Below are 18612 nucleotides of genomic sequence, written 5' to 3' on the forward strand. Positions count from 1 at the left end.
TCCGTTCGGCCCACCGCGCCGGACGAAGATCAACCGGCATGCTGTCCGGCATGGATCCGCACGACGACGAGAACATCCCGCAGCGCGCACGGCAGCGGTTCCTGCGCGGCATGTGGGCCATCGTCGACCAGCACGGCCCCGGCCCGACCTTCGAGCGCGGTGAACCCGCCCGCGCACGCCTCGAGGCACTCGGCGCAGACCCGGACGACCTGCGGGCGTTCGCGCGCATGGTCGCGTACGAGGCACTGCACTCGGCCCTGTACTTCCTGGACGATCCCGGCGACGACGCCACCGGCTCGCCCGGCTGGGCGTTGCTCGAGACGTCCGGCGGCGAACCGACCGGGCGGCTGGTGCAGGGCCTCTACGAGGACCTGGACCCCGACCGCTGACCGAGGCGGTCGAGCACGGCCGTGATCGCCAGGTCCACGGTGTGCTCGAACTCGGCGTCGCGGTCGAACGCCGCCAGGTGCGGCGCCGTCGTGACCACCGCCGGCAGCCCGGAGGCCTCCAGCGCCCGGCGGCGCTCCCCGTCGTCGCCCCCGAACGCCGGCGCGGCCGAGAGCTCGCGCAGCAACGTGCCGATCAGCGTGGCGAGCAGCATCCGCAGCAGGTGCACGGACTGCTCCGGCGCGGCGCCCGCGGCCAGCAGCACCGAGAGCACCGCGTCGACCGGCGCGAGGCCTTCCAGTGACGACAGCTGGCGGGTGAGCACGAGCGGCGCGGCACCGGGGTGCGCCAGCGCGCGCGAACGGAACGCCGTCGCGATGGCGTGCAGGTCGTGGCGCGCGTCGCCGGTGGGCGCGGGCAGCACCAGGCCGCCCAGCAGCTGCTCGGCGACGGCGTCGAGCAGGCCGTCCTTGCCGTCGACGTGGTTGTAGAGGCTCTTCGCGTCGACCCCGAGCGCCCGAGCGACCGACCGCATGCCCACGCCCGCCACGCCCTCCGCGTCGATGACCTGCAGCGTCGCCGCGACGATCGACTCGCGCGACAGAAGCGGCGTCCGCGGACGGCCTCGGCGGGTTCCAGTCATCCGGCCATTGTGCCTTGCGGATGCCCACACCGTGGGTTTAACCTTCGAATTAACCCACAGTGTGGGTATTGGAGGGGTGATGAACTTCAGCGCGATCGACACGCTCGACGGCATGGACGTCGAAGGCGGCCCTGGAGCGCGGCTGCGTCTCGTGCGCGAACGCGGCGAGGCGTTCCGGCGGGAGTTCGCCACGACCGGCACACCGGGCAGCATCGTCACGCGTGACCTGGTGACGCTGCCGTACCCGACCCGGTTCGGGTTGTTCAGGGCGTCGCGGGCGATCGCGCCGTTCCTGTCGATCACGAACCGCATGCTGGTGATCCGCTGGACCGAGGGCGACCGCGAGCGGGTCCTGCTGTTCGAGCCGAGCGACCACGAGTACGGCCGCTACACGCCGTACTTCGAGGACCTGTCCGAACGCACTCCCGACGTGGTGGAGCGGCGCATGGTGAAGGTCCACGGCACCGTGCCCGGCCACCTCGACCAGTTGGGCATCGCACCCGAGGACGTCGACTACCTGATGTTCGACCACCTGCACACCCAGGACCTGAGGCGCTGGATCGGCACCACGCCGTACTTCCCGAACGCCAAGGTGATCGTGCAACGCGACGAGCTGGCCGCCCTCACCGACCTGCACCCGTTGCAGCGCCCCTGGTACCAGCCGTCGACCTATCGCGACCTGCCCCCGGACGCGTTCCTGCCGATCGACGGCTCCGTCGTGCTCGGACCGGGTGTCGCGGTGGTCAAGACCCCGGGCCACGTGTTCGGCAACCAGAGCCTCGTCGTCAACACCTCGACCGGCATCTGGGTGAGCAGCGAGAACGTCATCGCCGCCGAGGCGCTGACCCCCGAGCACTCGAAGCTGCCGGGCCTCGCCGCCTGGTCACGCCGGTGGCAGCACGAGGTCGTGCTCAACGCCAACACCATCGAGAGCACGGCCGACCAGTACAACTCGACCGTCCTGGAGAAGACGCTCGCCGACCGCAGCCAGTCCGACCCGCGGTTCCTGCAGTTCTTCCCCTCCAGCGAACTCACCGGCGCCTGGACGAACCCCGGCACGAAACCGACGTTCAGCCACGGCCAGATCGTCCACTGAGGAGCTCCCGCTATGTCCGACCGCTTCACCTTCCCGTCCAGGGAAGTCCTGCAGGCACGCGAAAAGCTCGTGCTCGACCACTTCCGCGACGAGGTCGCCCACGACTGGGACGCCACGCTCTCGACGTTCCCGCACCCCCACTACGAGATCATCGCCCAGATGGTCGTCCACGACGGCGACGACGCGGTGCGCCAGTACTACACCGACACGCGCGTGGCGTTCCCCGACCAGCACCACGAGCTGATCTCGTTCCGGCACAGCGTCGACGCCGTGATCGTCGAGTTCTGGTTGCTGGGCACGCACCTCGGTCCGCTGGGCAAGATCCCGCCGACCGGCGGCACGCACCGCACCCGGATGAACGCGTATTTCATCTTCGACGAGAACGAGAACCTGGTCACCGAGCGGATCTACTTCGACCAGCTCAGCCTGCTGAAGCAGGTGATCGGGGGGATCGACCGCCGCAGGCCGAGTGGGCTGCGCAAGCTGCTGCAGGTGGTGCGCGGGATGCTCGCGATGTCGGGCGGCCGGCCGGACGAGCGCCTGGTGAAGACCACGCCGCCGTCGTTGGACTAGAGCCGGATCAGCTTGCGCTCCACGGCAGTCGTCACGGCCGCCGTCCGCGTCTCCACCCCGAGCTTCGCGAAGATCCGCACCAGGTGTGTCTTCACCGTGGCCTCGCTGATGAACAGCGCCTTCGCGATCTCCCGGTTCGACAGGCCGCGCGCCAGGTGCTCGAGGATCTGCACCTCGCGCTTGCTGAGCTTCGGCGCCGGGCCGCGGACCTGGCGCAGCAGCCGTTGCGCGATGTCCGGTGAGAGCACGGTCTGGCCGGTCGACGCCGTGCGCACGGCCTTCGCGAGCTCTTCCGGCGCGCAGTCCTTGAGCAGGTAGCCGATCGCGCCCGCCTCGACGGCGCGCACGATGTCGGCGTCCGAGTCGTAGGTGGTGAGCACCACGACCTGGGGCGCGTCCGTCTGCGCGCGGATGCGGCGGGTGGCCTCCACGCCGTCGATCCCCTTGCCCAGCTGGAGATCCATCAGCACGACGTCCACGGTGGACGCCCGCAGCACCGCGTCCTCGCCGGTCGCGGCCTCGACCACCTCGAAGTCGCGCGACAGCAACCCGGCCAGTCCGAAGCGGACCACCGGGTGGTCGTCGACCACCAGCACCCTCACGGCGTCGGCACCGTCACGGCCACTGCGGTTCCCTCCCCCGGCGCGCTCTCGACGGACACGGTGCCGCCCAGCTCCGAGATGCGGCCGCGGATCGACGCCAGCCCGTAACCGCGTCCGTCGGCGGCCTGCACCGCCGCCGGGTCGAAGCCGCGCCCGTCGTCCACCACGTCCAGTGTCACCGCGTCTCCCAGGTACGACAACGTGATCGCGACCCGCGAGGCCGCGGCGTGCTCGGTGGCGTTGGCCACGGCGCCCTGGGCGACCCGCAGCAGCGCGACCTCCGTCTGCACGGTCAACGGGTACGGCTCGCCGTCCACCTCCACGTGCGGCACCAGCCGGTGCAGCGCGTCGACCAGCGTGCCGTGGATCGGCGCCAGGTCGCGCACGAACCGGCGCGCCTCGCCCAGGTTGTCCCGCGCCACCTCGGCGGCCTTCTCCGTCTCTCCGAGCGAGAGCAGCAGGTTGATGCTGGAGAAGCCCTGCGCGAGGGTGTCGTGGATCTCGCGCGCGAGGCGTTGGCGTTCCTCCAGCGCCCCGGCCTCGTGCAGCAGCCGCGCGCGGTCGAAGAACACCGCCGCCGTCAGCACCGCGACCCCCACCGGGCCGAGCACGAGCGACCAGTCGAACGTCGCCGCCAGCCTCACCTGCGCCGCCACCACCGCGGCCGTCAGCACGCCCGCGACCGGCAGCGCCACCCGCGGCCGCAGCTGGCGCAGGCACTGGAAGAACAACGGGATCGCGCACCAGCCGAAGCTCGGCGCGAGCCACACCAGCACCAGCCACACGGCCAGCACGACCGGCAGGGTCCGCGGCCACCGCACGCTCGCGGGGTAGACGAGCCCCAGCACCGCCGCCGGCCCGAGCACGGCGAGGTCGGCACCGTGGTACGCGACGTACCGCGCCGCCGACGCCGTCAGCAGCACGTAGAACCCCGCGTGCATCGCCCTGTGCAGCCACACGGCGGCGACCCTAGGCGACCCGGCACGCCCCGCGGGTCAACCGATGGGTTGAACCGGGGTTCAACCATCACCACCATGGCGAACGGCCGTCGCGAGACCACTGTTGTGGCCATGGACATCAAGAAGATCGCAATCGCCACCCTCGTCGTGCTGAGCATCGGCGGCGGCTACGCGGCCGCGGACCAGCGCACCACCACCCGCACGGAGAAGGTGCTGACCATCGACGCGGCGGTCAGGGCCGCCCAGGCCACCCTCGACGCGGCCGAGAAGGAGAACCAGCGCGTCACGGTCGCCGTCGTGGACCGCAGCGGCGACCTGGTGGTGCTCCTCGCGGGCGACGGCGCGGGCCCGCAGACCGAGGAGTCGGCACGCCGCAAGGCGTTCACCGCGGTGTCGTTCAACGCCCCGACCTCGGAACTCGCCGGCCGCGTCACCGGCCAGGGCGCGACGCTGCGGGACATCCCCGGCACGTTGTTCCTGGGCGGCGGCGTGCCGGTGGCGGTCGACGGCACGTCCGTGGCGGGCATCGGGGTCGGCGGGGCGCCCAGCGGCGACCTGGACGAGAAGTTCGCGAAGGCGGGGCTCGCGACCCTGCGCTGAGCCGCGGGTCAGCGGCGCCGGTCCGTCGTCCCCCACCCGGGAGGCGCGATCCGGTCCGTCGCCTCCGGGTCGACCGCGTGCCGGGCCACGTGCCGGCCCGGCTTCGGCTTCCTGCCCATCAGCATCAACGCCACCGCCACGATCAGCCCGATCGTGGCGAGACCGGCGGCGACGGCGCGGGCCGCGGGGTGGTCGAGGACCAGGGTGCTGACGGTGAGGGCGAGCACGACGGCGGCGATCGGGCCGATGACGGCGATGTCGGAGCGCTCCGCGGACTCCTCGACCGGCTCCGGCCCGGGACGAGGCGGCGCGGGACGGGGCGGCTCCTGGCGGGGCGGCACCTGCGTGACCGGCGCGTACACCTCGATCGTCTCGAAGTTCCCGCGCGGCTGTTCGTAGGGCGGCTGCCGTAAGCCGGGAGGGACCGTCACCCCAGCCATGCTGCCCGAGGAGGGCGCGTCGCCGCAAACCTCCCATTCCGGTCTGCTACGTGTTCCCATGTAGCGGCTGGGGTGGAGGAGGTTCGTCATGTGCCGGTGGCTCGCGTATTCCGGTTCGCCCGTTCTGCTGGAGGAGTTGCTCTACGCGCCGGAGAACTCGCTCGTCATGCAGTCCAAGCACGCCCGGCTGGGTGCGACGGCGGTGAACGGGGACGGGTTCGGCATCGGCTGGTACGGCAGCACGAGCACGCCCGGCCTCTTCCTGAGCACCGAGCCCGCGTGGAACGACCGCAACCTGCGGGAACTGTCCGCGCAGATCACGGTCGACCGGGTCTTCGCGCACGTGCGGGCGTCCACGGGCGGCGCGGTGCAGCGGTCGAACTGCCACCCGTTCCGCCACCAGAACTGGTTGTGGATGCACAACGGGCTGATCCCGAAGTTCCCGCTGGTGCGGCGCGAGCTGATGCTCGCGATCGACCCCGTGCTGTTCCCGCTGGTCGAGGGGTCGACGGACTCCGAGATCATGTTCTACCTGGCCATCAGCTTCGGCCTGGAGCAGGACCCGCCGGCCGGGGTGGCGCGCATGGTCGAGTTCGTCGAGGACGTCGGGCGGCGCGCGGGGATCGAGTACCCGGTCCAGATGACGGTCGCGGTCACCGACGGCTCGACCACCTGGGCGTTCCGGTACTCGAGCCGCGGCAAGTCGCGGACGCTCTACCACAGCACCGACGTGTCGACGCTGCGCCGCCAGTACCCCGACAACCCGGCGCTGCACAACCTCGCCGACGACTCGCGGCTGATCGTCTCCGAACCGCTGGCCGACCTCGTCGGGGCGTGGCAGGAGGTGCCGGAGTCGACGTGCGTGGTGGTGCGGACCGGCGTCGAGGAGGAACTGCTCCCCTTCAAGCCCTGACCTACCCGAACGCCCGGTGCAGGACCACCCAGACCTCACCGGGCCGTTCGACCGCGCCGGGGAACCACCTCGGCGCGATGGCCTCGGTCAGCTCGTCCGCGCGGTCGAGCAGCGTGCTGACCGCCGGTTCGCCGACGACGACCACGGCGGACCAGTCGACGTGCGCCAGCAGGAAGTCCTGGGTGACGCCGAAGCGCTGCTCCAGCACCAGCATCAGCTCGTGGCCGGTGTCCGGTCCCGCCTCCACCTCGCTGACGTCCGGCACCTCGGCCGCGCGCTCCGGCACCGCCTCGCGCTGCTGCTCGTGCTGCTCGGACCAGACGTGCTTGCTCAGCGAGTAGATGCTCGACGTGAGGTCGTGCGACTGGTCCTCGGTGAGGATCAGCGTGACCGAGCGGCCGTCCGTGAGCGTGAACCTCAGTTCGGCCTCCGGCACCGCGCCCGAACCGGGCATCGCGTCCACCGACCCCGCCACCTCGCCGGTCAGCACGTGGTCCGCGTGCGTCTGCGCGCCCATCCGGAACGACGGCAGGTTCGCGGCCACGTCGACGACGAGCCGGGCGGCGGTGAAGAACGCCTCCCTGCCGCGGAACTCGTCGCGGCCGCGGGCGATCGCGCGCCCGATCCCGGCGGGTTCGACGTACGCCTCGACCGTGCCGGTGCCGTCCCAGGTCGCGTGGACGGTGACGCCGTTGGCCAGGCGCTTGCGGAAGTGCTCTTCGCCGTCTCGGCGGGACAGCTCCCAGCCGGCGATCTCCTCGTGCAACGGTCTTCCTCTCGGCGGGCGAACCCGGACGCTGTCACAGATCGCCTCGCCGCGTTGTCTTTTCGGACATGAGCCACGAACACACGCACCAGCTGGACAACCCCGACCAGAGCGGTCCGCCGCCGGAGATCGACGTCATCGGCACCGTGCCGGGCGCGCCGCAGATCCCCGGCGGCGCCGAGGCCATGACGATCTTCGTGACGCTGCCGCCGTCGAGCCCGGGAGCGCCGCCACACCGGCACTCCGGGCCCGCGTACGGCTACGTCGTGAAGGGCGCCATCGTCTTCGAGCTCGAAGGCGAGCCGGAGCGGGTCGTGCGCGCGGGCGGGACGTTCTGGGAACCGGGCGGCGACGTCATCCACTACCAGGACGGCAACCACCTGGCCGACGAGGAGTCGGCCTTCGTCGTCACGATGTTCTGCGCGCCCGGTCAGCCGATGCTGACCGTCGTCGAACCGGAAGAACTGGAGGCGCGCAAGCACCTCAGGGCGCCACGACCGTGACGTCCTCGTCGGGGGGCGGGGCCCGTCCCCGCCCCCCGGCCGCTCACTCGACCAGCTTGCCGGTCGTGTCGACGTCCCTCATCAGAGCCGTGATCTCGGCGGGCACCGCGGGGATCTCCTCCCGGTCCACCTGCCCAGGCCCCGACCAGACGAGGTTCACCTGCTGCGCGGGGTCGAGGTCCGGGTGGTCGGACCTGTTGTGGCAGCCGCGGGTCTCGCGCCGTTCGAGCGCGCACTCCAGGGTCGCGCGGGCGGCGAGCGCCGACGACAGCAGGTCGAACGCGTGCGCGAGGTCCTGGAACCCGGCCAGGTCGGGGTGCACGCCGATGTCGCGGATGCGCTCCTCCAGCTGGTCCAGCTCCTCGAGTCCCTTGCGCAGCCCGGCTTCGTCGCGGACGACGCCCGCGTGCTCGGTCATCGTGTCGCGCAGTGCCCGTTGCAGGGCGCGGACGTTCTCCTGGCCGTCAGCGGCCAGCAGTCCGTCCACTTCGGACCGGGCCTCGTCGATCGCCTCGCGCGAACGCCGTTGCGCGTCCAGGGAGGCCGAGTACTCCGCCGCCGCCTCGCCGACGATCCGCCCGTACACCAGCAGTTCGATGAGCGAGTTGCCGCCGAGCCGGTTCGCGCCGTGCAGCCCGCTGGACGCCTCCCCGATCGCGTACAGGCCCTCCACACCGGTGGAGTGGTCGGCGGGCGACACCCAGACGCCGCCCATCGAGTAGTGCGCGGTCGGCGCGATCTCCACCGGCTCCCGGGTGATGTCCTTCATCTGCAGTTCGAGCAGCGTCTGGTACACCCTGGGCAGGCGCTGCATGATCTGCTCGCGCGGCAGGTGCGACACGTCGAGCCAGACACCGCCGTTCGGGGTGCCGCGGCCCTCCTTGATCTCGGTGTACGCGGCGAGCGCCACCCTGTCGCGTGTGGACAGTTCCATGCGCTGCGGGTCGTAGCGGGCCATGAAGCGCTCGCCTGAGGCGTTCGTCAGGACGCCGCCCTCACCGCGCGCGGCCTCCGAGACGAGCGTGCCGGCCGCGTTCTCGGGTTCGAGCAGGCCGGACGGGTGGAACTGGACCAGCTCGGGGTCGCGGATCCGGCCGCCCGCGAGCACGGCGAGGCGGAACGAGTCACCGGTGTTCTCGTCGCGGCGGCTCGACGTGCGGCGCCAGATCCGCGTGTGCCCGCCCGCCGCGAGGATGACGGCGTCGGCGTGGAACACGGACCGCGTGCCGGTGTTCAGGTCGAACCCGTACGCGCCGAACACCACGTTGTCGCGTACCAGGATCCGCGTGATGTAACAGGAGTCGTGGATCGGGATGCCGAGCTGCGCGGCCCGGTTCACGAGCGTGCGCTGGATCTCCAGCCCCGTGTAGTCGCCGGCGAACGACGTGCGCCGGAACGTGTGCGCGCCGAAGAACCGCTGCGAGATACGCCCGTCGGCCTCCCGCGCGAACGGCATGCCCCAGCGTTCGAGGTCCTCGATGCCGCGCGGCGCCTGCTCGGCCACGACCCGCACGATCTCGGGGTTTGCGAGGTGGTAACTCTCCTTGATGGTGTCCGCCGCGTGCTGCTGCCACGTGTCGGCGGGGTCCATCGTCGCCAGCGCGGCGTTGATGCCGCCGGCCGCGAGCGCGGTGTGCGCGTCGGCCTTGGGGCGCTTGCCGACGACCACCACGTCGACGCCGCGCTCGGCGAGTTCGATGGCGGCGCGCAGTCCCGCGCCTCCGGTGCCGATCACGAGGACCGAAGTGGCTACTCGGCGTTCAGTTTGGTTCATCGCGGCCTCCGTTGCCCGTGTCTTCCATTAACCAGGACCGCGCAGCACCGGAGCTTGTGACTGTTAGCCGCGTGACAGTGCGTTCGTCGCCACATCACTAGGATCGGTGGTGTGTTCGTGAAGCTTTGTGGCCTGCGCACCGAGTCCGACGTCACCACCGCCGTGGAGTCGGGCGCCGACGCCGTCGGTTTCGTGCTGACCACCAGCCCCCGGCAGATCGACGTCGACCTGGCGAGCAGGCTCGTGGCGGAGGTGCCCGCGGACGTCCTCACCGTCGCCGTCGTGCGCGGCATCTCGGCCACCGAGGCCGGCGAGCTGGCGCTGAAGACGGGCGTGCGCGCGTTGCAGCTGCACGGCGACTACTCGAAGGAAGCCTTCGACGAACTGGCGGACCTGCCGTTCGACCTGGTCAGGGCAACGGCCCTGGGGCCGGGCACGGACGTGCGCACCGGGGCGTTCGGCGAGGAGCTGCTGCTGATCGACTCCCCGGTCGCCGGGTCGGGCGAGCAGTGGGACATCACGCGCCTCGCCGGGAACCCGCCCACCGGAAGGTGGGTGCTGGCGGGAGGGCTGTCGCCGGAGACCGTGGCGGACGCGATCGGCGTCGCGCGGCCGTGGGGCGTGGACGTGTCGAGCGGGATCGAGTCGAGCCGCGGGGTCAAGGACCACGGCCGGATGCGGGAGTTCGTGGCGGCCGCCCGCGGCTGAGCCGCGCAGCGGCCGGGACGCGGTAGCCGTGGCGTGGTTGCAGGTCTGCGGCTGGGCGGCCAGAGGCGTGCCCGAGCCCGGCGGCCCGCTCGTCCTCACCGCGCGCCGGCGCGCGGCACACCGGCAACTCCATCCCGCGGCTAGGCCGCGCGGTACCCCGGCACGTCCTCCACCCGGTGGTACACCGGCAACCCGCGTTCCCGCGCGATCCGCACGTCCTCGTCCGCCCCGGCCGACTCGCCGGGCAGCCGCAGCACCGCCTCGCAGTGCCGCAGCAGACGCTCGGCCGTCGGGTACATGATCTCCGAAGCGATCGGGTCCGTCGGCGAGCTGCCGCCCGCGCCGCGCAGCACCGGCAGCGCGACCCACTCGCCGATCATCGGCACGTGCCCGCTGCGGAAGAGCGGCCACGCGGCCTCCTCCAGGCGTTCGAGGTTGCGCGCCATCAGTTCGGGGTCGTCCCCGGTGCCCGAGCGGTACGGGCCTGCGATCAGAATCAGCATGACTCCGACCATAATGTGCAAGACTCGGCAAAAACAAGGAGAAACGTGCATGCTGGCTGCCCAACGCCGTGACCTGCTGCTCGAACGACTGCGCACCGACGGCCGGATCGTCGCCAAGGACCTCGCCGCCGAAGTCGGCATCTCCGAGGACACGATCCGGCGCGACCTGCGTGACATGGCGGCGGCGGGTCTCTGCCAACGCGTGTACGGCGGCGCACTGCCCGTATCGCCCGCCATCGCCGACTACGCCACGCGTCAGGGCGTGCAGGTCGATGGCAAGCAACGGGTCGCACGGGCGGCGGCCGCGTTGATCGAGCCGGGCAGCACCGTGATCCTCGACGGCGGCACGACCACTCTTGCCGTCGTGCGCGCCCTACCGCTCGACCTGCGCGCCACGGTCGTCACGCACAGTCCGACGATCGCGAGCGCGTTGGAAGAGCATCAGAACGTCGAGGTCTATGTGATCGGCGGGCGGCTCTTCAAGCACTCGATGGTCGCGTGCGGTGCCGCTGCCGTGGAGGCCGCACGGGGCGTGCACGCGGACCTCTTCTTCCTCGGCGTCACGGGCGTGCACCCCGACGCGGGCCTCACGACCGGTGACGCGGACGAGGCCGCGATGAAGCGCGCGCTCGCGCACCAGGCCGCGGACACCTACGTGCTGGCCAGTTCGGAGAAGATCGGCACGGCCTCGCGGTTCACCGTGCTGCCGTTCGCCGACGTCGCCGGGGTGATCACGGACGCGGACAACGACACCGTGCGCGCGCTGGAGGTGCCGGTGATCAGTTGCTGATCCGCAGGAAACCCTTGGGAGAGCCGTGGTCGCGGCCGCACCGGGTCAGCGCGAGCACGCCGTGCCCCTCGACGTCGCCCTCGAAGTACGTGGGGTCCACCGAGAGTTCGCCGGCCACGTCGGTGGCGTAGATGTCGTCGAGGTCCTCGTTCTCCTCGCTGAGGTCGTGCGGCAGGCACCAGCCGTTCTCGACCTCGAGCTCACCGATCTGCTCGTCCTCCTCGAACGCGTCGTAGTAGCGGACGATCTCGCCGTCCTTCGCGATGCACCACGCCGTCCAGCCGTCACCACAGCTCATGCCGTAGTAGTGCGTCTCGCCGAAGACAGCGCTCAGCACCGCGCAGATCTCTTGCACCGAACGGGTTCCGTGCTCGAACGGCTCGCCGAACACGAGCGTCCAGCCGTCCCACGCGCCCGTCACGTAGACCCTGGCGCACCGGACGTGCTCGTCGTCCTTCGACCAGGCGTGGTGGTCGTTGTTCCACGCGTCGGCGCCCAGCACCCTGGTCACCGGCACCGGGTCGTGCAGGCCGCAGACGCCGAGGACGGCCGCCTGGTCGTCGGTCCTGATCGCGTACCAGCCGCCGCAGAGGTGCATCTCGTCGACGTCGTACACCTCGTCCTCGATCTTGTACCGGACGAACCGGTCGACCACCCTGCGGTCCCGCGGCAGGAACGCGTCGGGGCCGGCGACCTCGGCGATGCCGACGAGGGCGCCCCTGCGCAGCGCGCCCTTGGCCGTGCGGCGGGTCTCCTGCAGCAGTGGCAGCACTTCCGGACCCATCGTCCCGAACGCCCACAGCGCTTCCCTTTGCGCGTGATGGTCCTCGTCGGCGAGAAGCGGCAGGAGTTCGCGGGAGTACCGCAACGCCTTCTCGCCGCGGAACATGCTCGCGGCCGCCCGGCGGATGCCGTGGTGCGGGTGGCCCAGCAGGCCGGCGTAGAGCTCGTCGTCCGCCGCCAGCAGGGAGAAGACCCGATAGCCCTGCCGCACGACGTCGCCGTCCTGCGCGGTCGTGAGCAGCTCCACCAACCGGCCGAACGTCGTGATCCCGTGCTCGCGCGTGAAGTCGCCCGCCTCGGTCCTCCAGCGGTCGTCGTCCATGCGGTCGAGCAGCGCCCGGATCTCCATGGCGGCGCACCCTATCGCGCCGTCCCAAGTGGACTCCCGAATCGCCCGGACGGCCGAGGCCTTGACTCCCGGCGGCCCACTGGGCACGCTGCGAACCGTGACGAGCCTCGCTGAGCAGCACGTCAAACCCGCGGTGCGCTGGAGCATCGGGCACGCCCTGCCGCGTGCCGTGCTCCGCCTGGCCGCCCGCCGCGGCGACCTGCAGGGCCGCATCACCGTCGAGGCCTCCACCGGCGCCGACCTGACGGGCCTGTTCGACGAGATCCGCGCCCGCGGCCCGCTGGCCGCCACGCGCATCGGCCACACCACGACGCGGCACGAGGTCGTCAAGGCGGTCCTGTCCGACGACGCGTTCGTGACGGCCCGCCCGCGCTTCGGAGCCGGCGTCCTCGGCAAGCTCGCCGCGTGGTCGTCCACCGAGGTCGTGCACCCCGTCCAGCCGCCGTCGCTGCTGGCCGTCGAACCGCCCGCGCACACCCGCTACCGCAAGCTCGTGACGCGCGTCTTCACCGCCCGCGCCGTGGAACAGCTGCGCGTCCGCACCCAGGAGATCGCCGACGAACTGCTCGACGACCTGGACCCGTCCAGCCCGGTCGACCTGATCGAGGCGTACTGCGGCCTGCTCCCGGTCACCGTGGTCAGCGAGATCCTCGGTGTGCCGACCCAGGAGCGCTCCACCGTCCTGGCCCTCGGCGCGGCCGCGGCACCGTCGCTCGACCTCGGCCTGTCGTGGCGGGTGTTCCGCGACGTCGAGACGGGCCTGAACTCGTTCGACGACTGGCTCTCCCGCCACCTCGACGCGCTGCGCGCCAACCCCGGCGACAACCTGCTGAGCCGCCTCATCACCGCCCGCGAGGACGGCGAGGGCCTCACCGAGCGCGAACTGAAGGCCACCGCGGGCCTCGTCCTCGCCGCCGGTTTCGAGACCACCGTCAACCTGATCGGCAACGGCATCTCGTTGCTCACCAAGCACCCCGCGCAACTCGAAGCCCTCCGCGCGGACCCGTCGCTGTGGAGCAACGCCGTCGACGAGGTCCTGCGACATGACCCACCGGTCCTGCTGACAGGCCGCCTGTGCGCCCGCGACACGACGGTCGCCGGGGTCCCGGTGCGGCGCGGCCAGCTGGTCACGACCGTGCTCGCCGGTGCGAACCGCGACCCGTCGGTCTTCGAGAACCCGTCGACGTTCGACGTGACCCGCCCGAACGCCCGCGACCACGTCTCGTTCGGCGCGGGCCGCCACTACTGCCTGGGCGCCCAGCTCGCGCGCATGGAGGGGGAGATCGGCCTGCGGACGATCTTCGACCGCTTCCCCGGCCTGACGACGCTGCCGGGCGCGCACCGCCGCCCGACCCTCATCCTGCGCGGCTTCGAACGCCTGCCGGCGAGCCTCGCCTGAGCTCGGCGGGTGAGCACCGACGCGGCCGGACGCATCCTCGACGCCGTCCGGTACCTCGACGAGGTGTTGCGCCAGCAGGACATCGGCACCGTGGGGAGCGTGCAGCGCGGGGTGCGCACGCCGGCGTTCGACCAGGGGCGGATCGCCTACGACCCGGCGGAGACCGGTTGTCCGGACACCGCGTGCACCACTTCCACAGCAGGCCTGCCGCGCGGCCCTGCCGACGGCCGTGTCCTCACGCGACACGCCTGACGTGCGACGTTCGTAGTAAGCCGAACGGGGCATTTCCGGAACCAGGCGTCCCGATTCCCGCCTGACCTCCTCTAATGACTCTGACGGGCCCCTGCACCCGCGCGACGTGCGCGGGCGACGCCCGCTTAGGAGTTGGAGGAATCGTGTTCCTGGGTTCACGATCACGCCTGCGCGCCGCGGTCATCGCCGCGGCCGTCGGCGCCGGTGTGCTGGCGGCGGCCACCCCCGCCGCTGCCGCGCCTGCCGCAGGTACGCGTAGTTATCTGGTCATCACGGCGCCCGGTGACACCGCCGGTGCCAAGACGGCCGTGGGCAGCAACGGCGGGACGGTGTGGTCGAGCTTCGACGCCATCGGCGTCGTCGTCGCGCATTCGAGCACCGCGGACTTCGCCGCCAAGATGCGCGCCACGGCCGGTGTGCAGAAGGTCGGTGCCACCCGCACGAGTGACGTTCCGGCGGAGGCCGCGAACCCGCCGGTTCCGACCTCGCCGTCGCAGTCCACGCCGGCGACCGGGGAGCCGGTGCGGGCGGACATGAGCCAGATCGGCGCCGACAGGGCGTGGGCGGTCAACACCGGGTCTTCCAGCGTCACGGTCGGTGTGCTCGACACGGGCGTCGACGACCTGCACGCCGACCTCGCGCCGAACTTCGACTCCGCCAACTCCGCGTCGTGCGCCTACGGCAAGCTCGACACGCGCACCGGGTCGTGGCGGGACACCGGGACGCACGGCACGCACGTGGCCGGCACGATCGCGGCCGCCAAGAACGGCCGCGGCATGGTCGGCGTCGCTCCCGGCGTGAAGGTGGCGTCGGTGCGCATCGCGGAGAAGCCGAGCGGGCTGTTCTTCCCCGAGAACACCATCTGCGCCATGGTGTTCTCTGGTGACCGCGGCTTCGAGGTGACCAACAACAGCTATTACACCGACCCGTGGTTGTTCAACTGCCCGGACAACGCCGACCAGGACGCGATCCTCGAGGGCGTGAAGCGCGCGGTGGCGTACGCCGAGGGCAAGGGCGTGCTCAACGTCGCCGCGGCGGGCAACGAGAACTACAACCTCGCGAACAAGTCGAGCGACTCCAGCAGCCCCAACGACTCGACCCCGGCGACGCGCACGGTCACCAACTCCTGCCTGAGCGTCCCGACCGAGGTCTCCGGCGTCGTCAGCGTCGCGTCGATCGGCTCCGGCAACGCCAAGTCGCAGTTCTCCAACTTCGGCACCGACAAGATCCACGTCGCGGCGCCCGGCGAGGCCGTCTACTCGACGATCCCCGGTGGCCGCTACACCACCATGTCCGGCACGTCGATGGCCTCCCCGCACGTCGCGGGCGTCGCCGCGCTGCTCAAGTCGACCAACCCCACCGCGACCCCGGCGCAGCTGCGCGCGCTGCTCGCGACCCAGGCGGACGACCTGAGCTGCACCGACAGCCGGTGCAGCGGCACCACGGCGAAGAACAACTTCTTCGGTGAGGGCCGCGTCGACGCGTTCGCCGCCGTCGACACCGGCACGACCCCTCCCGGTGGCGGTTCGTTCGAGAACACGAACGACGTGGCCATCCCGGACGCCGGGGCGGCCGTGAGCAGCTCCATCACGGTCTCCGGCGTCAGCGGCAACGCCCCGGCGACGCTGAAGGTCGACGTCAACATCGTGCACACCTACCGCGGTGACCTGGTCATCGACCTGATCGCCCCGGACGGCACCGCGTACCGCCTGAAGGCCTCGAACAACGACTCCGCCGACAACGTCGTGGCGACCTACGCGGTCAACGCGTCGAGCGAGGTCGCGAACGGCACGTGGAAGCTGCAGGTCCAGGACGTGGCGCGGCAGGACACCGGCTACATCAACTCCTGGAAGCTCACGTTCTGAAAGGCATTCGGAGGAACCTCGGCCGGCACGGCTAACCCAGGTCCCCACTCGCGGCGATAGCAGTGACGTGGAACCCGATCTGTGGTCGTCGGCCGCCGAGGCCCTCGACGAGCACGAACACGCCCTCGTCACGGCACGGCTCGCGGGCGCCATCCTCGGCCCCGGCCAGACCGGACGCCTCGCCCGCGGTGAGCGCGACGTCGTGTTCCTGCTGCCGGACCGCCTCGTGTTCGTGCGACCGGAGCCGTTCTGGACCGGTTCGTACGAGCGCGAGCAGGTCGAACGCATCATGCTGGCCGCCGGTCACGTCCAGTTCGACGTGATCGGCGGTGACAGCCTCGAATTCTGGATCGACACCGACCTCTCCCCCGCCGAGCCGTTCGTGCGGGAGGCCGAGGCCTGGCTGGCGCCGCGCAAGAGCTCCGGCAACGGCGCGGTCGTCGGGTTCGGGCTCGCGGTGGTCATCGCCCTGCTCTTCGTCTTCGTGCCCGCGGACGGCTCGCCGTCGAACGGCGGGCTGACCGTCCGGTCGAGTTGCAGCGATTTCCTGCGGGCCGGCCTGGAGGAGCAGATCGAGCTGCTGCGGCGGGTCTTCGCGCAGGTGGGCATGGCCGACGAGGCGGAGAAACCGGCGACGCTCGAGACGACCCGCCGGCACTGCGAGAGCAACGGCGGCACGCTCGACGCGTTCTTCTCCGGCAAGTGAGCCTTACGCTGCGGGGATGTTCGACACCCGCCAGCTGGAGGTCTTCGCGATGGTGGCGAGGACCGGATCCTTCAGCGCCGCCGCACGACTGCTGCACTGCACCCAGCCCGCCGTCAGCCAGCAGATGCGCGCGCTGGAACGGCAGGTGGGCGGGCCGCTGTTCGTGCGCACGGGCCGGGGCCTGCACCTCACCGAGGCCGGGCGGATCCTGGCGGAACGCGGGTCGGACCTGCTCGACCGGCTCGCGACGACCCACCAGCAGGTCAGCGCGATAGCGACGCACGACATCGGCACGATCCGGATCTGCGCCTTCCCCAGCGCCAACGTCTCGCTGGTGCCCGCGGCGGCCGCGATCCTGGCGGAGGAACGCCCTCAGCTGCGGCTCGAGCTCGTCGAGGAGGAGCCGCCGGACTCGTTCGCGCTGCTCCGCCGCGGTGAGGCCGACCTGGTGCTCAGCTTCAGCTACCTCGACGAACCGCAGGACGAGGCCACCGTCAACGGCATGCTGAGCGTGCCGTTGCTGCGGGAGCCGCTCGCGTTGCTGGTGCCCACCGGCCACCGGCTCGCCGGGCGTGAGCGGGTGTCGCTGACCGAGGCGGCGGAGGAACGCTGGATCGCCGGTTGCGTGCGCTGCCAGCGCGCGTTGCACCAGGCGTGCGAGAAGGCGGGCTTCGTCCCGGACATCACCTGCTCGACCGACGACAACCTGGCCATCCAGAGCCTCGTCACCGCAGGTCTGGGCGTCGCGCTCGTGCCGAGGCTGCTGCTGTCGTTCCTGCAGCACCCCGGTCTGACGGCGATCGAGGTGGAGTCGGCGGCGCAACGGCTGACCGCGCTGTACACCTGGCCGGACCTCATCCGGCTGCCGATCATGCGCGCCACGGTGGACGCGCTGATCTCCGCGTCGGCGAGGGCATAAGCGCGCCTTATGGACCCCCAACAAATGGCCCTCTACTGCCCATAGCCCCTGCTCGCCATCGTGGTGGCATGGGCATCGTCAGGACCACTCCGCGCACCGCCGACCCGGTCCTGCCCGGCCTGGCGCTGGTCGGAACCGGTGTCGCCGTCGCGATGGTCCTGTCGTGGCTCTTCCCCTCGGTCAGCGCGCTCACGGCCGCGGTGCTGCTCGGCGCCGTCGTCGCCAACGTCGTGACGCTGCCGGCCTCGGTCACGCCGGGCGTGAAGCTCGCCGGACGTCGGCTGCTGCGCCTCGGTGTGGTGCTCCTCGGGCTCAAGCTGGTCTTCCAGGACGTGCTGAAGCTCGGCTACGAGATCCTCGTCCTCGCGGTGGTCGCCGTGGTGGTCACGTTCGTCGTGACGCGGTGGCTCGGACGGGTGCTCGGGGTGGGTGAGGGCCTGTCGTTGCTGATCGCGACCGGCTTCTCGATCTGCGGCGCCTCCGCCGTGGCCGCGATGAACAGCGTGCGGCAGCAGGACGAGGAGGACGTGGCGAAGGCGCTCGGCCTGGTCACGCTCTTCGGCACGGTCGCGATGTTCGGCCTGCCCGCGTTGTTCCCGCTGACCGGCCTCTCGTCCGCGCAGTACGGCGTGTGGGCGGGTGGCAGCGTGCACGAGGTCGCGCAGGTCGTGGCCGCCGCCGGACCGGTGAGCGGTGCTCTGGCCATCGCCGTCGCGGTGAAGCTGACGCGGGTCGTGCTGCTCGCGCCCATGCTCGCCGCCGTGAGCTTCGCCGAACGTCTCAAGTACCCCACCTCGGGCCAACGTCCGCCGATCGTGCCGCTGTTCGTGCTCGGCTTCCTCGCGATGGCGGCGGTGCGCGCGACCGGCCTGCTGCCCGATGTCGTGCTGTCGGCGGCGACGTTCGTCGACACCGTGCTGCTGGCCGCGGGCATGTTCGCGCTCGGCACGGCGGTGCGCCTGCGTTCCCTGATCCGCTCCGGCCCGGCCGTGCTGCTGCTGGGCCTGCTCTCGACCACGGTGATCGTCGTGCTCGTGCTGACCGGCACGGTGTTGATCGGCTGATCTCCCCGTTCCTCGGAG

22 protein-coding genes are annotated in these 18612 nt (G+C 71.4%); 14 read left to right on the forward strand and 8 right to left on the reverse strand.

The annotated features are described in order from the left end of the window. Window positions 1–50 precede the first annotated feature (50 nt). Window positions 51–389 (forward strand): hypothetical protein, encoded by a 339-nt coding sequence (locus BMY74_RS22940; RefSeq protein WP_143091670.1) that lies wholly within the window; start codon window positions 51–53, stop codon window positions 387–389. Here BMY74_RS22940 and BMY74_RS22945 read toward each other — a convergent pair. Then, window positions 362–1030 carry a TetR/AcrR family transcriptional regulator gene (locus tag BMY74_RS22945; RefSeq protein WP_089919318.1) on the reverse strand — a complete coding sequence of 223 codons (669 nt, stop codon included), beginning with the start codon at window positions 1028–1030 and terminating at the stop codon, window positions 362–364. The two genes, BMY74_RS22940 and BMY74_RS22945, sit on opposite strands and share 28 nt — an antisense overlap. 79 nt (window positions 1031–1109) lie before the next feature. On the opposite strand from BMY74_RS22945, the gene BMY74_RS22950 reads away from it, so the two are divergent. Beyond that, a complete protein-coding gene (locus BMY74_RS22950) occupies window positions 1110–2126 on the forward strand; it encodes an MBL fold metallo-hydrolase (protein WP_089919320.1) in 1017 nt (338 codons plus the stop codon). Window positions 2127–2138: 12 nt separating this feature from the next. Further along, on the forward strand, window positions 2139–2699 hold the full coding sequence (locus tag BMY74_RS22955; RefSeq protein WP_089919323.1) for an ester cyclase: 561 nt from the start codon (window positions 2139–2141) through the stop codon (window positions 2697–2699). Here BMY74_RS22955 and BMY74_RS22960 read toward each other — a convergent pair. Together BMY74_RS22960 and BMY74_RS22965 are read right to left on the reverse strand one after the other, a co-directional pair. Further along, complete coding sequence (locus BMY74_RS22960) at window positions 2696–3301, reverse strand: response regulator (protein ID WP_089919325.1); 606 nt, start codon at window positions 3299–3301, stop codon at window positions 2696–2698. The two genes, BMY74_RS22955 and BMY74_RS22960, sit on opposite strands and share 4 nt — an antisense overlap. Continuing rightward, complete coding sequence (locus tag BMY74_RS22965; RefSeq protein WP_245786308.1) at window positions 3298–4260, reverse strand: sensor histidine kinase; 963 nt, start codon at window positions 4258–4260, stop codon at window positions 3298–3300. Before BMY74_RS22965 ends, BMY74_RS22960 begins: the two co-directional genes overlap by 4 nt. 75 nt (window positions 4261–4335) lie before the next feature. On the opposite strand from BMY74_RS22965, the gene BMY74_RS22970 reads away from it, so the two are divergent. Continuing rightward, a complete protein-coding gene (locus BMY74_RS22970; protein ID WP_089919327.1) occupies window positions 4336–4860 on the forward strand; it encodes a GlcG/HbpS family heme-binding protein in 525 nt (174 codons plus the stop codon). Window positions 4861–4868: 8 nt separating this feature from the next. Here BMY74_RS22970 and BMY74_RS22975 read toward each other — a convergent pair whose 3' ends face one another. After that, on the reverse strand, window positions 4869–5291 hold the full coding sequence (locus BMY74_RS22975) for a hypothetical protein (protein ID WP_089919330.1): 423 nt from the start codon (window positions 5289–5291) through the stop codon (window positions 4869–4871). Between the two features lie 97 nt (window positions 5292–5388). Here BMY74_RS22975 and BMY74_RS22980 point away from each other — a divergent pair, with 97 nt between their 5' ends. Continuing rightward, on the forward strand, window positions 5389–6213 hold the full coding sequence (locus BMY74_RS22980) for a class II glutamine amidotransferase (protein ID WP_089919332.1): 825 nt from the start codon (window positions 5389–5391) through the stop codon (window positions 6211–6213). A gap of 1 nt (window position 6214) precedes the next feature. On the opposite strand, the gene BMY74_RS22985 is transcribed toward BMY74_RS22980, so the two are convergent. Next, window positions 6215–6979, reverse strand: coding sequence for a hypothetical protein (locus BMY74_RS22985; protein WP_089919334.1), 765 nt, complete (start codon window positions 6977–6979; stop codon window positions 6215–6217). Between the two features lie 68 nt (window positions 6980–7047). On the opposite strand from BMY74_RS22985, the gene BMY74_RS22990 reads away from it, so the two are divergent. Next, window positions 7048–7482, forward strand: a complete 435-nt coding sequence (locus BMY74_RS22990; protein ID WP_089919336.1) for a cupin domain-containing protein — start codon at window positions 7048–7050, stop codon at window positions 7480–7482. 43 nt (window positions 7483–7525) lie between these two features. On the opposite strand, the gene BMY74_RS22995 is transcribed toward BMY74_RS22990, so the two are convergent. Next, window positions 7526–9256 carry an L-aspartate oxidase gene (locus tag BMY74_RS22995; RefSeq protein WP_089919339.1) on the reverse strand — a complete coding sequence of 577 codons (1731 nt, stop codon included), beginning with the start codon at window positions 9254–9256 and terminating at the stop codon, window positions 7526–7528. Between the two features lie 117 nt (window positions 9257–9373). Here BMY74_RS22995 and BMY74_RS23000 point away from each other — a divergent pair, with 117 nt between their 5' ends. Continuing rightward, window positions 9374–9964 (forward strand): phosphoribosylanthranilate isomerase, encoded by a 591-nt coding sequence (locus BMY74_RS23000; RefSeq protein ID WP_342717696.1) that lies wholly within the window; start codon window positions 9374–9376, stop codon window positions 9962–9964. Between the two features lie 140 nt (window positions 9965–10104). Here BMY74_RS23000 and BMY74_RS23005 read toward each other — a convergent pair whose 3' ends face one another. Next, window positions 10105–10467: a DUF4406 domain-containing protein gene (locus BMY74_RS23005; RefSeq protein WP_177229873.1), complete on the reverse strand. Its 363-nt coding sequence runs from the start codon at window positions 10465–10467 to the stop codon at window positions 10105–10107. Window positions 10468–10516: 49 nt separating this feature from the next. Between BMY74_RS23005 and BMY74_RS23010 the strand changes: the two genes are divergently transcribed. After that, the gene (locus BMY74_RS23010) at window positions 10517–11257 is read left to right on the forward strand and encodes a DeoR/GlpR family DNA-binding transcription regulator (protein ID WP_089919344.1); all 741 of its coding nucleotides are present in this window, start codon (window positions 10517–10519) and stop codon (window positions 11255–11257) included. Here the strand turns inward: BMY74_RS23010 and BMY74_RS23015 are convergent. Then, the gene (locus BMY74_RS23015; protein WP_089919346.1) at window positions 11247–12389 is read right to left on the reverse strand and encodes a HEAT repeat domain-containing protein; all 1143 of its coding nucleotides are present in this window, start codon (window positions 12387–12389) and stop codon (window positions 11247–11249) included. The genes BMY74_RS23010 and BMY74_RS23015 overlap by 11 nt on opposite strands. Window positions 12390–12486: 97 nt before the next feature. Between BMY74_RS23015 and BMY74_RS23020 the strand changes: the two genes are divergently transcribed. The 6 genes from BMY74_RS23020 (at window position 12487) to BMY74_RS23045 (ending at window position 18594) form a co-directional block, all read left to right on the forward strand. Next, complete coding sequence (locus BMY74_RS23020) at window positions 12487–13788, forward strand: cytochrome P450 (RefSeq protein WP_245786309.1); 1302 nt, start codon at window positions 12487–12489, stop codon at window positions 13786–13788. Window positions 13789–13797: 9 nt separating this feature from the next. After that, a complete protein-coding gene (locus BMY74_RS23025; RefSeq protein WP_089919348.1) occupies window positions 13798–14040 on the forward strand; it encodes an SRPBCC family protein in 243 nt (80 codons plus the stop codon). 143 nt (window positions 14041–14183) lie between these two features. After that, window positions 14184–15905, forward strand: coding sequence for a S8 family peptidase (locus BMY74_RS23030; protein WP_245786310.1), 1722 nt, complete (start codon window positions 14184–14186; stop codon window positions 15903–15905). 67 nt (window positions 15906–15972) lie between these two features. Next, entirely contained in the window at window positions 15973–16611 is a 639-nt protein-coding gene (locus BMY74_RS23035) for a hypothetical protein (RefSeq protein ID WP_089919350.1), read from the forward strand. A 16-nt stretch (window positions 16612–16627) separates the two neighbouring features. After that, window positions 16628–17530 carry a LysR family transcriptional regulator gene (locus BMY74_RS23040; RefSeq protein ID WP_089919352.1) on the forward strand — a complete coding sequence of 301 codons (903 nt, stop codon included), beginning with the start codon at window positions 16628–16630 and terminating at the stop codon, window positions 17528–17530. A gap of 68 nt (window positions 17531–17598) precedes the next feature. After that, entirely contained in the window at window positions 17599–18594 is a 996-nt protein-coding gene (locus tag BMY74_RS23045) for a YeiH family protein (protein WP_089919354.1), read from the forward strand. Window positions 18595–18612 lie beyond the last annotated feature (18 nt).

The organism is Lentzea albida, from assembly GCF_900111005.1.
GTDB classification, from domain to species: Bacteria; Actinomycetota; Actinomycetes; order Mycobacteriales; family Pseudonocardiaceae; genus Lentzea; species Lentzea albida.

Excerpts from the sequence above, each read along its gene's own strand:
- BMY74_RS22940 (WP_143091670.1), top strand. The coding sequence starts at position 51 with ATGGATCCGCACGACGACGAGAACATCCCGCAGCGCGCACGGCAGCGG.
- BMY74_RS22945 (WP_089919318.1), bottom strand. The coding sequence starts at position 1,030 with ATGACTGGAACCCGCCGAGGCCGTCCGCGGACGCCGCTTCTGTCGCGC.
- BMY74_RS22950 (WP_089919320.1), top strand. The coding sequence starts at position 1,110 with ATGAACTTCAGCGCGATCGACACGCTCGACGGCATGGACGTCGAAGGC.
- BMY74_RS22955 (WP_089919323.1), top strand. The coding sequence starts at position 2,139 with ATGTCCGACCGCTTCACCTTCCCGTCCAGGGAAGTCCTGCAGGCACGC.
- BMY74_RS22970 (WP_089919327.1), top strand. The coding sequence starts at position 4,336 with ATGGCGAACGGCCGTCGCGAGACCACTGTTGTGGCCATGGACATCAAG.
- BMY74_RS22980 (WP_089919332.1), top strand. The coding sequence starts at position 5,389 with ATGTGCCGGTGGCTCGCGTATTCCGGTTCGCCCGTTCTGCTGGAGGAG.
- BMY74_RS22990 (WP_089919336.1), top strand. The coding sequence starts at position 7,048 with ATGAGCCACGAACACACGCACCAGCTGGACAACCCCGACCAGAGCGGT.
- BMY74_RS22995 (WP_089919339.1), bottom strand. The coding sequence starts at position 9,256 with ATGAACCAAACTGAACGCCGAGTAGCCACTTCGGTCCTCGTGATCGGC.
- BMY74_RS23005 (WP_177229873.1), bottom strand. The coding sequence starts at position 10,467 with ATGCTGATTCTGATCGCAGGCCCGTACCGCTCGGGCACCGGGGACGAC.
- BMY74_RS23010 (WP_089919344.1), top strand. The coding sequence starts at position 10,517 with ATGCTGGCTGCCCAACGCCGTGACCTGCTGCTCGAACGACTGCGCACC.
- BMY74_RS23015 (WP_089919346.1), bottom strand. The coding sequence starts at position 12,389 with ATGGAGATCCGGGCGCTGCTCGACCGCATGGACGACGACCGCTGGAGG.
- BMY74_RS23040 (WP_089919352.1), top strand. The coding sequence starts at position 16,628 with ATGTTCGACACCCGCCAGCTGGAGGTCTTCGCGATGGTGGCGAGGACC.
- BMY74_RS23045 (WP_089919354.1), top strand. The coding sequence starts at position 17,599 with ATGGGCATCGTCAGGACCACTCCGCGCACCGCCGACCCGGTCCTGCCC.